Below are 12,877 nucleotides of genomic sequence, written 5' to 3'. Positions count from 1 at the left end.
GATCAGACCGCGGCGGTGATCGCCGCGGCGAGATCGTCCATCTTCGCGGTGCCGCCAAGATCGGGCGTGCGCGGCGATGCGGGATCGCCGAGGGCGGTCTCGATCGCGCGGAGGACCAGCGATGCGGCTTCGGTCTCGCCGAGGTGATCGAGCATCATCGCACCGGCCCAGATCGCGCCGACCGGATTGGCGATGCGCTGGCCGAAGATGTCGGGGGCCGAGCCATGCACCGGCTCGAACATCGAGGGAAATTTCTTCTCCGGGTTGAGATTGGCCGAGGGGGCGACGGCGATCGTGCCGGTCACGCCGGGGCCGAGATCGGAGAGGATGTCGCCGAACAGGTTCGAGCCGACGACGACATCGAACCGCTCGGGGCTCATCACGAAGCGCGCCGCGAGGATGTCGATATGGTACTGGTCGGTGCGGATCTCGGGGTATTCCGCGCCCACCGCGGCGAAGCGTTCATCCCAGAACGGCATCGAGTGGAAGATGCCGTTCGACTTGGTCGCCGAGGTGACGTGCGGGCGGCCGAGGCGGCGGGCGAGGTCGAAGGCGTAGCGCAGGATGCGGTCGGTGCCGGCGCGGGTGAAGATCGCGGTCTGCTCGACGAATTCGCGCTCGGTGCCGGCGAACATGCGCCCGCCGATCTGGCTGTATTCGCCCTCCACATTCTCGCGCACCACCCAGAAATCGATGTCGCCGGGCTGCTTGTTGGCGAGCGGGCAGGGAACGCCGGGCAGCAGGCGGACGGGGCGGAGATTCACATACTGGTCGAATTCGCGGCGGATCGGGATCAGCAGGCCCCAGAGGGAGATGTGGTCCGGCACGCCGGGATAGCCGACGGCACCGAGAAAGATCGCGTCGTGATCGGCGAGGCGGGCGATGCCGTCTTCCGGCATCATCCGCCCGGTGGCCTTCCAGGTTTCGCAGCTCCAGTCGAAATCCCGCCAGTCGAGCGTGAAGCCGCAGGCGGCGGCCGCACGGTCGAGCACCGTGCGGGCCGCCGGGATGACCTCGCGACCGATGCCGTCACCCTCGATGACGGCGATGCGGTGGCGGCGCGGCATCAGTATTCCTCGTCGGCGACGTAGGCGCCGATCTTCTGCACGAGATCGGGGTCGCGCTTCGCAAGGGTAATGCCGTAGATGACCGAGAGGACCAGCACGCCGAGCGCCGCCCAGGGATAGATGTTGTAGGGGTAGGGCTGGCCGGGCTGGATCAGGCCCCAGAGCGGGAAGAGCATCAGGATCGTGCCGAGGATGGGGATCAGCGCGTGCCTCACCGGGTTGAACTCGTTGCGGTGGTGGCGAAGCATGTAGACCGGCAGCGCGATGTTGGTGACGAGATAGGTGAGGATCACCGGGATCGTGCCGAGCGAGCCGGTCTCGCCGAAGAGATCGACCGGCTTGATGTTCCAGCCGAAGAAGATGACGATTCCGAGGGCGACCAGCACGTAGCTCCACATCGCGACGAAGGGCGTGCGGTGCTGCGGGTGGATCTTGCCGAAGAAGCGCGGCAGCAGCCCCTCGCGGCCGGAGCTGAACAGGATGCGCGCCTGGCTGTTGGTCAGGCCCAGCAGCGAGGAAAAGATGCTGGTGACGCCGGCGAGATAGGCGATGATCAGGAACGACGCCGCCGAGGCCTTGAACGCGTCGACGAAGGGGATGTCCGCCTTGCCGATCGCGGTCGCGTTGTTGTGGAAGGCGATTTCGGTGGCATAGGCGAGGAACATGTAGAGAATGCCGATCGACAGCGTGCCGATGATCAGGGCGCGGGGGATGTTGCGCCGCGCATCGCGGGTTTCCTCGGCCAGCGTTGCCGAGTTCTCCCAGCCGATGAAGAGGTAGATCGCGATCGGGAAGCCGAGGCCGATGCCCTTGAGCCCGCCCGACAGGTGGCTCCACTCGAACGGCGCAAGGCTGAGATGGCCGGCATTGACCACCAGCATGGTGATCGCGCCGATCAGCAGCAGGGCGAGTTCGAAATAGAAGAACACGGCGGCCCAGGTGGTCGAGAGCGCGACGCCGCGCGAGACCAGGATGCCGACCAGGCCGGTTTCGAGCAGGCTGAGGAGCTGCCAGGGAATGTTCAGGCCGAGAAACAATTTCAGCGTGTCATGCGCCCAGCCGCCCGAGATCACCACCACCGAGGAGGCGGCGACGACATAGCCGAACACCACGAAAATCGAGGCCGCAGCCCCCGCCACCGGGCCGAACGCCATGCCGATGAAGGTGACGAAGGAGCCGGTCGAGGGCCGGTATTTCGAGAATTCGGCAAGCGTGTTGGTCAGGAACAGCACCACCACCATGGCGACCAGGATGGTGAGCGGGGCGGCGACGCCGGCGCCGCTGACGATCAGCCCGAAGCCGAAGAAGAAGCTCATCGCCGGCGCGATATTGGCGAGAGTCGAGGCGACGATCTGGGGCAGGCCCAGCGCGTCGCGCTTCAGTCGGTGATGCGAACCCAGAACAGACATGATGGCTCCCGGTCTTGTTATTGTCCGGTCACCTTACCCGACGGATGGGCGTTAGGCCACCGGCTTGGGCCAGCGCCGGTGCAGCCAGAGCCACTGGCCGGGCCGCTGGCGCACCCAGCGCTCGATCGTCGCGTTCATCCAGGCGGTGCCGGCGGCGATGTCGGCCTCGCGGTCGTCGGTGATCTCGATCCGGTGCAGCGCCTCGAAGACGATGCGGATGCGCGCGGGGCCGATGCGTTCCGCGCGCACCGGCAGGATCGGGCAGCGGAACTTGCGGGCGAAGACGGCCAGCGCTGGAGCCGTCATCGCGTCGATGCCGAAAAGGGGCGAGGCGATGCCGTCGTTCAGTTTCTGGTCCATCAGCATGCCGAGAATGCCGCCGCGCACCAGATGGGCGTAGGAGCCGCGCGCGCCGGCGGCGCCCTTAGCGAACATGGTGACGGGCTCGCCGGTGGCCTGCTCGCGTAGGTCGAGGATCAGGCGGTCGACCGCGGGGTTGGCGGCGGCGCGGTAGAAGAAGGCGAGCCTGACCCCGAGCCGGTGCAGGACCGGCGGGATCAGCTCCCAGTTGCCGAAATGCGCGGTGAAGATGAGCGCCGGGCCGCCCTGCGCGGCGAGGGCCAGGCAATGCTCGCGGCCGATGATTTCGTAGCCAGGGCCGGATTCGGTTTCGCGCAGGGCCGCGAGATGCGGGAATTCGCCGGCGGTGCGGGCCAGGCTTTCCCAGACCTCGCGGATGATCCGGCGGCGCGCGGCCTCGTCGAGTTCGGGCATGGCGCGGCGGAGATTCTCATCGGCGACGCGCGAGGTCGGGATCAGCGGGCCGATGCCGCGCCCCAGAGCGCCGGCGAGGTTGCTGGCCGCTACCGGGCCGAGGGCGCGGAAGATGCCGAGGAAGGCGCGGGCGGCGGTGGTTTCGATCTGGTGCAGGAGGCTCATGTCAGGAACCGATCAAGCGCGGCCGGGTCGTCGAAGGCAAGCCCCGCCTCGATCACGGCGCAGCGTGCGCGGAACGCCGGCGGCAGTTTCACCGCGTCCTTCGCGGTGGTGGCGAGGCGGGCGTCGTGGCGCTTCGCTTCGGCGTCGAGCCGGGCGAGGTCGGCCGGGCGATAGGCGTGATGATCGGGGAAGGGCATCGTGCCGGCCAGAACGGCGCCGGCGTCGCTCAGCGATTCGAAGAATTTCTGCGGCCGGCCGATACCTGCGAATCCGAGGATGCGGGTGCCGGCAAGCTTCCCGGCATCGGTGACGAGGCTTGCGGTGAGCACCGGCAGCGATTGCGGCAGGACGGCGCGGGCGCCGGCGCGGTCGGCGCCGATCAGCACCGCGGCGGCGCAGCGGCCGGCGGCGGCGGCGACCGGCTCGCGCAGCGGCCCGGCCGGCAGCAGCCGCCCGTTGCCGAAACCGGCGCCGCCATCGATAACGAGGAACGATGCGGTTTTCACCGGGTCGGGGTTTTGCAGACCGTCATCCATGACGATGGCGGTCGCGCCGGCAGCGACCGCGGCGGCGGCGCCGGCCGCGCGGTCGCGGGAGAGGATGGTGGGCGCGGTTGCGGCGAGGAGCAGCGCCTCGTCGCCGACATCGGCGGCGCCGTGCCGGGCGGGATCGACCCGCAGCGGCCCGGCGAGGCGCCCGCCATGCCCGCGGGTGAGGGCGAAGACCGTCTCGCCCCGGTCGGCGAGGCGGGCGAGCAGATGGCGGGCGAGGATGGTCTTGCCGGCGCCGCCGACCCCGGCATTGCCGGCGCAGAAGACGCGCGTGCCGCAGCGGAATCCCGGCCGGGCGACGCGCCGGGCGGTCAGCGCGCGGGTGATCGCGCCGAGCGGGGCGAGGAGCGGTGCGGGGAAGGCATCGGTGGTCCAGAAGGCGGGGGCGCGCATCAGGCGGCCTCGTCAAGAACGATATGGGCGAGTCGGGCGGGCAGATCGGCGAGCCCGGCGCAGGCGGTGCGGCCGGATGCGGCCATCGCGGCGCGGCGGGCGGGATCGTCGAGCAGGGCGGCGAAGCCGGGGGCGAGGTCGTCCGGGCCGGCGAGATCGGCAAGGGCGCCGGAAGCGCGCAGCGTTGCCGCGGCTTCGGCGAAATTCGCAAGATGCGGGCCGGTGAGCACGGGACAGCCGAGCTGGGCCGCCTCGATCATGTTGTGGCCGCCGACGGGGACCAGCGAGCCGCCGATGAAGGAAACGGCGGCGAGACGGTAGAACAGGCCGAGTTCGCCCAGCGTGTCGGCGATGTAGAGCCCGCCGGCGGGCGGCGCCTCGCCGCGCGAGCGCCGGGCCACTCGCAGATCACCCGCGAGATCGGCGATCGCGGCGGCGCGTTCGGGATGACGCGGCGCGATGATGGTGACGAGGCCGGGGCGGGTTTCGCGCAGCCTGCGGTGCGCGGCGATGACCGGCGCATCCTCGCCGGAATGGGTGCTGGCGGCGAGGATGAACGGGCCGGCTGCGGCGGCGGCGAGTGCGGCGCGCGCGGCGGGATCGTCCGGCAGGTCGGGGGCGGCGAATTTCAGGTTGCCCCAGGTCTCGACGCGGGTGAGGCCGAGGCCGCGCAGGGCGTCGGCATCTGGCGCCGATTGCGCGGCGATCAGGCGAAATCCGCCGAACAGGGCGCGGGCGAGGCCGGGGGCGCGGCGCCAGCGCGCGGCGCTGCGGGCGGACAGGCGGGCATTGAACAGGAAGCGGGGGATGCGCCGCGCATCGAGCGCGGCGAGCAGGTTCGGCCAGATCTCGGATTCGAGGAAGATCGCCGCGTCCGGCCGCCAATGGTCGAGGAAGCGCGCGGCATGGGCGGCGACGTCGAGCGGGACGAACTGGTGCAGCGCCCGCGCCCGCGATTCGGCAAGGGCCGCCGCGGTGCGGGTGCCAGTGGTCAGCAAAACGGTTGCCGTGTCGGCCAGCGCGTCGATCAACCCGAGGGCGGACATCGTCTCGCCCATGCTGGCGGCATGGACCCAGACGAGGCGGCCCGGCGGCCGTGCCAGCCCGGCGATGCCGTAGCGCTCCGGCAGGCGGCCGGCGATTTCCTTGCCGCGCCGCACCCGCCGCGCCAGCCAGAGCGGCAGCAATGGGGCGATGGCGGCGGTGGCGAGGCGATAGGCGATCAGGGACGGCGGCATCGCGCGAGCGCCTCGTCCAGCGTGCGGCTCATCTCGGCCTCGATCCGCGGCAGTGAAGTGGCCCAATCGTCGCGGGGCACGGCGATCGGCGCCGCGGCGACCAGCGCGCCGCGGCCGAAGGGCAGGGGCAGGCGCATCGAGTCCCAGCTGTCGAGCCCGATGGCGCGGCTGGTGGCCGCGCCGGCGCAAATGACGGGTACGCCGGTCAGCGCCGCGAGCTGGGCAACGCCCGCCGCCGCTTGCCGCCTGGGGCCGCGCGGTCCGTCCGGCGTGATCGCGACGGGATGCCCGGCGCGCACCAGGCGGGCCAGTTCGAGCAGCCCCGCCGCGCCGCCGCGCGAGGACGAGGCCGAGATGGCTTCGAGTCCGAAGCGGCGCAGCGCGTTGACCACCAGTTGGCCGTCGCGGTGGCGGCTGGCGAGCACGTGGATCGTCGGCGCGTCGTCCGGGCGGCGCAGGGGGCGCACCGCGGCGGGCATCGTGGGCAGGCATTCGTGCCAGAAGGCGACGATCGCCGGGGCGCCGGCGCCGACCGTGGCGAGGAGAGAGTCCGCATCGATCCGCCAGCGTGTCGTCCGCAGCCCGAAGGCAAGGACGGCGCCGATCGCTTCGCCGATCCGGGCCTGGATCGCGGGGGACTGGGTGCGGGATTTCAGGGCGCTCAACATCGCGGTGGCGGTAGCACCTGCCGGGGGCGGCGTCATCCGGGCGCCGGGGCATGGGTGCAGGGCGGCCGGTTCTTGGCGAGCAGCGTGGCGAGGTCGCGGAATGCCGCCTCGCGCGGGTCGGAGGCGCGCCAGGCGAGCACGATGGTCCGCCCGGCTGTCGTGTCGTCCAGCCGGCGGCAGACGACGAGATCGCGCAGTTCGGGCCGCGCCACCACCGCGAGTTCGGGCAGCAGCGAGTAGCCCTCGCCGGCGGCGATCATCTGCCAGAGTGTCTCCAGGCTGGTGGCGTGCCGGGTGACCGGCTTCGCATCGCACAGGGAGAGCGCATGGTCGCGCAGGCAGTGGCCCTCTTCGAGGAGGAGCAGGTCCTGGGTCGGCAGGTCGTCGAGCATCAGCCGGCGGAGGCCGGCCAGCGCGTGGCCGGGCGGGGCGGCAAGCTGGAACGGTTCGAAGAATAGCGGCGCGGCGCCGAAACGGCCGCGCGGCACCGGGGCCGCGAGCAGCACCATGTCGAGCGTGCCATCGGCCAGCCGTTCGAGCAGGCGCGCCGTCCGCCCCTCGGTGAGGCGCAACGAGACGTCCGGCCGGACCGCGCGCAGCAGCCGCAGCAGGGCGGGCAGATAATAGGGGCCGAGCGTCTCGATCGCGCCGAGGCCGACCGTGCCGGCCAGACCCTCCGGCTGCTCGTGCGAGAGCGTGAGGAGATGGCGGGCTTCGGCCATCACCCGCTCGATCTGCGCCAGCAGGGCGGTGCCCGCCGGGGTGAGCGTGACCCGCCGCCGCGCGCGTTCGAACAGGGTGACGCCGAGAATCGCCTCGAGCTTGCGAATCTGTTCGGAGAGCGCCGGCTGGGAGACGCCGCAGCGCTCCGCCGCCTGGCCGAAATGCCGCAGCTCGGCGACGGCCTGGGCATATTCCAGATCCCGCAGCGAGAGGCCGGCAAGCGAGCGGGGCAGTTCGGCGGCGGGGGTATTCATGGCCTGTGTTTAATCGATTTTCCCGACCGAAGAACCCTGTCATAGTCAAATCCTATGTTGCGGCCTGCGGAAGCCGGTGGCTTGAAGCGGCAAGCGGCGAGCCCCATTCCATGATGAACGGGTGATTTTCGCCCGTGACGGCAGCGAGACGCGAAAGGAGGCCCGGATGACGGACTGGACGGCAAAAGGGCGTGAGGCCGCGGATCGGCTGGGCGGCGAGTTCGACCGGTTCCAGCACGAATTCGAGTCGCTGCGCGCGCGGCTGGCCGGGCTGGCCAGCGAGACAGGCGGTGAGACTGGCGGTGAGATTGTGGGCGAGGCCGGGGCCGATGGCCGTGCCGCGGCGGGCACGCAGGCCGGGATGCGGGCGCTTGCCGAGTTGCGCGCCGCGCTCGATGGGCGGCTCGCCGGCATCGAGCGCGATATCGAGACGCTGAGCCGCGCCTTGCGCGAGCAGGGCGGCGCTGTCGCCGGGCGGATCGAGGATACGGTGCGCGAGAAACCGCTGGCGGCGCTGGCGATGGCGGCCGGGCTCGGCTTCGTCGCCGCGCATCTGTTCCGCCGGCGCCGGGCGCCGTGAGCGCCGGGCCGGGTCCGGCGGGACGCTGAGGTGCTGCGCGTTCTCGTCGAGCTGTTCGATGGCGTGACCCTGCGGCGGCTGGGGGCGAGGATCGGGCTTGCGGCTGTTGCGCTGGCCCTGCTGCTGGCGGGACTCGGCCTTCTGCTCGCCGCCGCGGCGGAAGCGCTGGGTGCGGCGATCGGGCCCGTGCATGCGGCGCTGGCGCTCGGCGGCGGGCTGATCCTCGTCGCGGCGGCGCTCCATGCGGTGGGCACCTATCGCTGGCGCCACCGGCGGCGCCCGGTGGCCGAGGCGGCGCGCGCCGGGGTGTTGCGGGAGGGGCTGGCCGTGGCGCTCGCGCTGCTCCGGCGCGATCCGGCGAAGATGGTGCTGGCGGGGCTGGTGCTGGGTGCGCTGGCCGAATATCTGCAGGACCGCGAACCGGATGACGCCGCGCCGCCGTAACCCAGGGCGGTGGCTTGGACTCGGGTGCGGTTTGGCGTAAGACGGCCGCACCATAAACATCCATTAACGGAGCTTGCCGCATGCTGCGGCTGTCCATGCCCGTGCGAGCCGCGCTTGCCCGGCTAACCCTTCCCGTGATGCTGCTGGCGTCACTGGCCCTGGTTCTGGCCGGCCGGGCCGACCGGCACCTTGGCGATTTCCTGCGCACCCAGGTGGACGACGCGCTGGCGCCGCTCTATCGCGCCGCGATCGCGCCGGTGGCGGCCCTGGAGAGCGACCGCGGGGCGTTGGGCTCATGGTTGCATCTTCGCGCCGGCTATTCCGAACTGGCGCGGCAGAACCGCGCGTTGCGGCGGTGGCGCGCGGTCGCGCTCGCGCTCGAGGCGCAGAACGAGGCGCTGAAATCGCAGCTTCATTATGTGCCGACGCCCACGCCGTCGTTTTTCACCGCCCGGGTCATCGCCGATCTCGGCGGGTTGTATTCCCGCTCGGTGCTCGTGACCCTGCCGCGCGATCCGGGCGATGTGCACGATGCCGTGGCGATGGACGGGGCCGGGGTAGTTGGCCGCGTGATCGAGGTGGGATCGCGTTCGGCGCGGGTGCTGCTGATCACCGACCTGAACAGCAAGGTGCCGGTGGCGATCGGGCCGGGCGGCGCGCGGGCGATGATGATCGGGCAGAATACCGGCGCGCCGCGACTGCTCTACTGGGCACCCGGCTCCCCCCCGCGCGAGGGAGCGATCGTGTTGACCAGCAGCGTCGGCGGGGTGTTTCCGAACGGGCTGCCGATCGGCATCGTGCATTATGTGGGGCGCAACGACCCCGTGGTGCTGCCCTTCGCCCAGCTCGACAGCCTGCGGGTGCTGCGGATTTTCGAATACGGCGCCGCCGATGCCGGCGGCAAGACGGCGGGCGCGCACGCGCCGGGGGCGGCGTGAGGCGGCGGGTTGCCCGCGGATGATGGATGTCGCGGAAATTCTGCGCGCACTCGACCGCACGGCTAGGGCGATGCTGCCGACCGCGGTGATCGTGGTGGTCATGGTTCTGCTGGCGCTGCCCGGCCTGCTGCCGGCGGCAACCGATTTGCGGGCGGGGTTCGTGATGTCCTCGGTGTTTTTCTGGACGATTTACCGTCCAGCGGCGCTGCCCGCGCCGGTCGTCGCCCTGATCGGGGTGCTGCTCGGCCTGCTGGGCGATGTGCCGCTCGGCATCTGGTCGGTGCTGCTGCTGCTCGAACAGGCGATTGCCGGCATGTCGCGGCGGGTTCTGCTGAGGCAGGGTTTCATGCTGGTCTGGCTGGCGTTTTCCGGCTGCGTGCTGGCGGTGGTGTCCCTGGAGTGGTTGGCCCGGATGCTGCTGTCATTCACCGCGTTGCCGCTGATGCCGACCGTTCTGGAATTCACCCTCAGCGTGCTGATCTATCCGCTCGTGGTCGTGCCGCTGGCGCGCGCCCATGCCGGCCCGGCCGCGCCGGAACAGGCCTGAGCGGCGATGAAGCGCGAACGCGAGATCCGGCCGATCTTCACCCGGCGCGCCCTGCTGCTGGGCGCGGCCGAGCTTGGCGCGTTCGGCGTGCTCGGCTCCCGCCTGTATCGCATGCAGGTGCTCGAACACGGCAAATACGCGACATTGGCGAAGCACAATTCGATCAACGAGCGTCTCGTCGCGCCGATGCGGGGGCTGATCACCGACCGCTACGGCACGCTGCTCGCCAGCAACAAGCGACACTGGCGGGCGATGTTCATGATGGTCGAGGCGCCGGACCCTGCGGCGGTGGTGACGCGCTTTGCCGGGATCGTTGGCCTCGATCCCGCCGAGACGGCCCGGATCATGCGCGATCTCAAGGGAAAACCACACTATATTCCGTTGCTTTTGAAAGATTATCTGGATTGGCGGGATATGGCGCGCATCGAGGTGCATGCCACCGACCTGCCGGGCGTGTTCGTCGATGTCGGGGCTTCGCGGGTCTATCCGTTCGGCGAGCAGATGGCGCATGTGGTCGGCTATGTCGCAAGGCCGACCCAGGCCGAGGCCGCCGCCAATCCGCTGCTCGCCCTGCCGGGCATGCGGGTGGGGCGCGCCGGCATCGAGCGGGTGCGCGACGCGGCGCTGCGCGGCACGCCGGGGATCGTGCAGACCGAGGTGAACGTCCACGGCACCGTGGTGCGCGTGCTGGACCGCGACAACGGCGTGCAGGGCCGCACGGTGCAGACGACGCTCGATGCCGGCCTGCAATCGATCGCGGCGCAGCGGCTCAGCGGGCAGTCGGGCGCCGCGGTGATGATCGACACCCAGAATGGCGAAGTGCTGACGATGTCGAGCGAGCCGGGGTTCGATCCCACGCTGTTCGATACCGGCGTGCCGGAATCGGTGTGGAAATCGTGGATGTCCAACCCGCGGCACCCGATGAGCGACCGGGCGACGCGCGGGCTCTATGCGCCGGGCTCGACGTTCAAGCCCTGCACCGCGCTGGCGGCGCTGGAGGCGGGCGTGATCACGCCGCAGACCCGGTTCTTCTGCCCGGGGTACCTCAAGCTCGGCAATCATACCTTCTATTGCTGGGATCATTACGGACACGGCCATATCAATGTGGTCACCGCCCTGCAGCAGAGCTGCGACGTGTTCTTCTATCATGCGGCCCTGCTGGTCGGGATCGACCGGATGGCGGCGATGGGCCGGCGGCTGGGGCTGATCGGCAGGCTGCCGCTCGGCCTGCCGGCGGTCTCCGAGGGGTTTCTGCCGACCTCCGGCTGGGCGCGGCGGCGCCGGCTGGTCTGGACCAAGGGCAATACCGTGATCCAGGGCATCGGGCAGGGCTACACCCAGGTGACGCCGCTGGGGCTGGCGACGATGACCGCGCGAATCGCGACCGGCCGGGCGGTGGAGCCGCATGTCGCGCGGGGAATCGGGCGGGACCTTCTGCATCAGGACCAGCCGGACCGCTGGCCGGAGCTTGGCCTTGACGAACGCAGCCTTGCCGCGGTGCGCCAGGGCATGTTCGAGGTGGTGAACACGACCAAGGGCACCGCCTATGGCGCGCGGCTAGCGCTGCCGGGCGTGTTCATGGCGGGCAAGACCGGCACGGCACAGGTCCATGACAACACCCAGGCGCAGGAAAAGGCCAATCTCAGCGACGCAACGCTGCCCTGGAAATTCCGGCCGAACGCCTTCTTCATCGCCTTTGCCCCGGCGCACGCGCCCCGCGTGGCCGTGGCGGTCGCGGTTGAGCATGGCGATGAGGGGGCGACCGCGGCGGCTCCGATCGCGCATGACCTCGTCACCGCGGCGCTGACCCGCGACCTGCGCGCAGCGCCGCCCGGCACCGTGGTCGAGACGCCGGCCGAGGCCAGCGCGGGCCGGAGCGGGCCGGCATGACGCCATTGCTGACCGACAAGACCTATCGGCCCTATTACGAGCGCGGCACCGGCATTCCGGCCAAGCTGCTGCGGATGAACTGGCTGTTCGTGCTCGCCTGCTGCGCTGTGGCGGGCATCGGCTACGCGGCGCTCTACTCGGCCGCGGGCGGCCATGGGCAACCCTATGCCACGCCGCAGATCGAGCGCTTCTTCGCGGCCCTGATCATGATGATCGCGATTGCGATGGTCGATATCCGGCTGATCGCGAAAATGGCCTGGCCGCTTTACGGGCTCGGGCTGCTGCTGCTGGTCGCGGTCTGGAAGTTCGGGCATGTCGGGCTCGGTGCCAAGCGCTGGCTCGATGTCGGCGGCGTGCACCTGCAACCCTCGGAGCTGATGAAGCTGTTTCTCGCGCTCGCGCTCGGCGCCTGGTTTCAGCGCGCCAGCCACGAGCAGGTCGGCAATCCGCTTTTCCTGGTTCCGCCGGCGCTGACCATCCTGCTGCCGGCCGCGCTGATCCTGAAGGAGCCCAATCTCGGCACCGCCGTCATCACCATGAGCATCGGCGGCGCAGTGATGTTCGGCGCCGGGGTGCGATGGTGGAAATTCGCGATCGTGCTCGCGCTCGTCGCGGTGATCGCGCCGTTCGCCTATCACCATCTGCATGGCTACCAGAAGGAGCGGATCCTGACCTTCCTGCATCCGGGGCGCGATCCGCTCGGCGCGGGCTACAACATCATCCAGTCGAAGATCGCGCTCGGCTCGGGCGGGATGTGGGGGCAGGGCTATCTGCACGGCTCGCAGAACCAGCTCAACTTCCTGCCCGAGAAGCAGACCGATTTCGTCTTCACCATCATCGCCGAGGAATTCGGCTTCGCCGGATCGGCGGTGCTGCTCTCCATCCTGCTGTCGATGGTGGCGATGGCGACCTATACGGCGCTGCGCTGCCGCCACCAGTTCGGCCGGCTCGTCGCCATCGGGATCTCGACGAACCTGTTTCTGTATTGCTTCGTCAATCTCGCCATGGTGATGGGGCTTATTCCGGTGGGCGGCGTGCCGCTGCCGCTGGTTTCCTATGGCGGCTCGGCGCTCACCGCCGTGATGCTGGGATTCGGGGTGCTGATGTCGGTGCATGTTCACCGCGACGTCGAGTTCGAGGCTGCCGACAGCCAGTAGGCCGACAGGGCGCCGCATCCGGATCGGATGATGCTCTGAAATCGGAAAGGGCTCGATTTACGTCGAGGCCCGCGGGCGC

At 70.3% G+C, this 12,877-nt stretch carries 13 protein-coding genes; 6 read left to right on the top strand and 7 right to left on the bottom strand.

The genetic code is table 11. The features are described 5' to 3' along the window. Positions 1 to 2: 2 nt before the first annotated feature. Genes ACIDOCELLA78_RS000000106305 through ACIDOCELLA78_RS000000106275 form a run of 7 tightly spaced genes read right to left on the bottom strand, consistent with a single transcriptional unit; the run spans position 3 to position 7,242 of the window. Positions 3 to 1,067, bottom strand: coding sequence for a tartrate dehydrogenase (locus ACIDOCELLA78_RS000000106305; protein WP_201728867.1), 1,065 nt, complete (start codon positions 1,065 to 1,067; stop codon positions 3 to 5). Then, positions 1,067 to 2,476, bottom strand: coding sequence for an APC family permease (locus tag ACIDOCELLA78_RS000000106300; RefSeq protein ID WP_201728866.1), 1,410 nt, complete (start codon positions 2,474 to 2,476; stop codon positions 1,067 to 1,069). Before ACIDOCELLA78_RS000000106300 ends, ACIDOCELLA78_RS000000106305 begins: the two co-directional genes overlap by 1 nt. Before the next feature lie 51 nt (positions 2,477 to 2,527). Next, positions 2,528 to 3,415 (bottom strand): lysophospholipid acyltransferase family protein, encoded by an 888-nt coding sequence (locus ACIDOCELLA78_RS000000106295; RefSeq protein ID WP_201728865.1) that lies wholly within the window; start codon positions 3,413 to 3,415, stop codon positions 2,528 to 2,530. Then, positions 3,412 to 4,359: a tetraacyldisaccharide 4'-kinase gene (gene lpxK / locus ACIDOCELLA78_RS000000106290; RefSeq protein WP_201728864.1), complete on the bottom strand. Its 948-nt coding sequence runs from the start codon at positions 4,357 to 4,359 to the stop codon at positions 3,412 to 3,414. The genes ACIDOCELLA78_RS000000106295 and lpxK overlap by 4 nt, the downstream gene beginning before the upstream one ends. Beyond that, the gene (locus ACIDOCELLA78_RS000000106285) at positions 4,359 to 5,597 is read right to left on the bottom strand and encodes a 3-deoxy-D-manno-octulosonic acid transferase (RefSeq protein ID WP_201728863.1); all 1,239 of its coding nucleotides are present in this window, start codon (positions 5,595 to 5,597) and stop codon (positions 4,359 to 4,361) included. Before ACIDOCELLA78_RS000000106285 ends, lpxK begins: the two co-directional genes overlap by 1 nt. Beyond that, positions 5,582 to 6,301: a lysophospholipid acyltransferase family protein gene (locus ACIDOCELLA78_RS000000106280; protein WP_201728862.1), complete on the bottom strand. Its 720-nt coding sequence runs from the start codon at positions 6,299 to 6,301 to the stop codon at positions 5,582 to 5,584. Before ACIDOCELLA78_RS000000106280 ends, ACIDOCELLA78_RS000000106285 begins: the two co-directional genes overlap by 16 nt. Further along, positions 6,298 to 7,242 carry a LysR substrate-binding domain-containing protein gene (locus ACIDOCELLA78_RS000000106275; RefSeq protein WP_201728861.1) on the bottom strand — a complete coding sequence of 315 codons (945 nt, stop codon included), beginning with the start codon at positions 7,240 to 7,242 and terminating at the stop codon, positions 6,298 to 6,300. The genes ACIDOCELLA78_RS000000106280 and ACIDOCELLA78_RS000000106275 overlap by 4 nt, the downstream gene beginning before the upstream one ends. A gap of 166 nt (positions 7,243 to 7,408) precedes the next feature. Here ACIDOCELLA78_RS000000106275 and ACIDOCELLA78_RS000000106270 point away from each other — a divergent pair, with 166 nt between their 5' ends. From ACIDOCELLA78_RS000000106270 to rodA, 6 genes are all read left to right on the top strand, one after another. Further along, positions 7,409 to 7,822 (top strand): DUF883 family protein, encoded by a 414-nt coding sequence (locus ACIDOCELLA78_RS000000106270; protein WP_201728860.1) that lies wholly within the window; start codon positions 7,409 to 7,411, stop codon positions 7,820 to 7,822. Between the two features lie 30 nt (positions 7,823 to 7,852). Further along, complete coding sequence (locus ACIDOCELLA78_RS000000106265; protein WP_201728859.1) at positions 7,853 to 8,266, top strand: phage holin family protein; 414 nt, start codon at positions 7,853 to 7,855, stop codon at positions 8,264 to 8,266. Positions 8,267 to 8,346: 80 nt separating this feature from the next. Beyond that, complete coding sequence (gene mreC / locus ACIDOCELLA78_RS000000106260) at positions 8,347 to 9,204, top strand: rod shape-determining protein MreC (protein ID WP_201728858.1); 858 nt, start codon at positions 8,347 to 8,349, stop codon at positions 9,202 to 9,204. 22 nt (positions 9,205 to 9,226) lie between these two features. After that, positions 9,227 to 9,751 carry a rod shape-determining protein MreD gene (locus tag ACIDOCELLA78_RS000000106255; RefSeq protein WP_249675914.1) on the top strand — a complete coding sequence of 175 codons (525 nt, stop codon included), beginning with the start codon at positions 9,227 to 9,229 and terminating at the stop codon, positions 9,749 to 9,751. Between the two features lie 6 nt (positions 9,752 to 9,757). Beyond that, the gene (mrdA, locus tag ACIDOCELLA78_RS000000106250) at positions 9,758 to 11,641 is read left to right on the top strand and encodes a penicillin-binding protein 2 (protein ID WP_201728856.1); all 1,884 of its coding nucleotides are present in this window, start codon (positions 9,758 to 9,760) and stop codon (positions 11,639 to 11,641) included. Next, positions 11,638 to 12,798, top strand: a complete 1,161-nt coding sequence (gene rodA, locus ACIDOCELLA78_RS000000106245) for a rod shape-determining protein RodA (RefSeq protein WP_201728855.1) — start codon at positions 11,638 to 11,640, stop codon at positions 12,796 to 12,798. Before mrdA ends, rodA begins: the two co-directional genes overlap by 4 nt. Positions 12,799 to 12,877: the final 79 nt, after the last annotated feature.

It is taken from the genome of Acidocella sp. C78 (assembly GCF_907164655.1).
This window is presented reverse-complemented; position numbering and strand designations above follow the sequence as displayed.

Excerpts from the sequence above, each read along its gene's own strand:
- lpxK (WP_201728864.1), bottom strand. The coding sequence starts at position 4,359 with ATGCGCGCCCCCGCCTTCTGGACCACCGATGCCTTCCCCGCACCGCTC.
- mrdA (WP_201728856.1), top strand. The coding sequence starts at position 9,758 with ATGAAGCGCGAACGCGAGATCCGGCCGATCTTCACCCGGCGCGCCCTG.
- rodA (WP_201728855.1), top strand. The coding sequence starts at position 11,638 with ATGACGCCATTGCTGACCGACAAGACCTATCGGCCCTATTACGAGCGC.
- ACIDOCELLA78_RS000000106270 (WP_201728860.1), top strand. The coding sequence starts at position 7,409 with ATGACGGACTGGACGGCAAAAGGGCGTGAGGCCGCGGATCGGCTGGGC.
- ACIDOCELLA78_RS000000106285 (WP_201728863.1), bottom strand. The coding sequence starts at position 5,597 with ATGCCGCCGTCCCTGATCGCCTATCGCCTCGCCACCGCCGCCATCGCC.
- ACIDOCELLA78_RS000000106295 (WP_201728865.1), bottom strand. The coding sequence starts at position 3,415 with ATGAGCCTCCTGCACCAGATCGAAACCACCGCCGCCCGCGCCTTCCTC.
- mreC (WP_201728858.1), top strand. The coding sequence starts at position 8,347 with ATGCTGCGGCTGTCCATGCCCGTGCGAGCCGCGCTTGCCCGGCTAACC.
- ACIDOCELLA78_RS000000106300 (WP_201728866.1), bottom strand. The coding sequence starts at position 2,476 with ATGTCTGTTCTGGGTTCGCATCACCGACTGAAGCGCGACGCGCTGGGC.
- ACIDOCELLA78_RS000000106280 (WP_201728862.1), bottom strand. The coding sequence starts at position 6,301 with ATGACGCCGCCCCCGGCAGGTGCTACCGCCACCGCGATGTTGAGCGCC.
- ACIDOCELLA78_RS000000106275 (WP_201728861.1), bottom strand. The coding sequence starts at position 7,242 with ATGAATACCCCCGCCGCCGAACTGCCCCGCTCGCTTGCCGGCCTCTCG.
- ACIDOCELLA78_RS000000106305 (WP_201728867.1), bottom strand. The coding sequence starts at position 1,067 with ATGCCGCGCCGCCACCGCATCGCCGTCATCGAGGGTGACGGCATCGGT.
- ACIDOCELLA78_RS000000106255 (WP_249675914.1), top strand. The coding sequence starts at position 9,227 with ATGGATGTCGCGGAAATTCTGCGCGCACTCGACCGCACGGCTAGGGCG.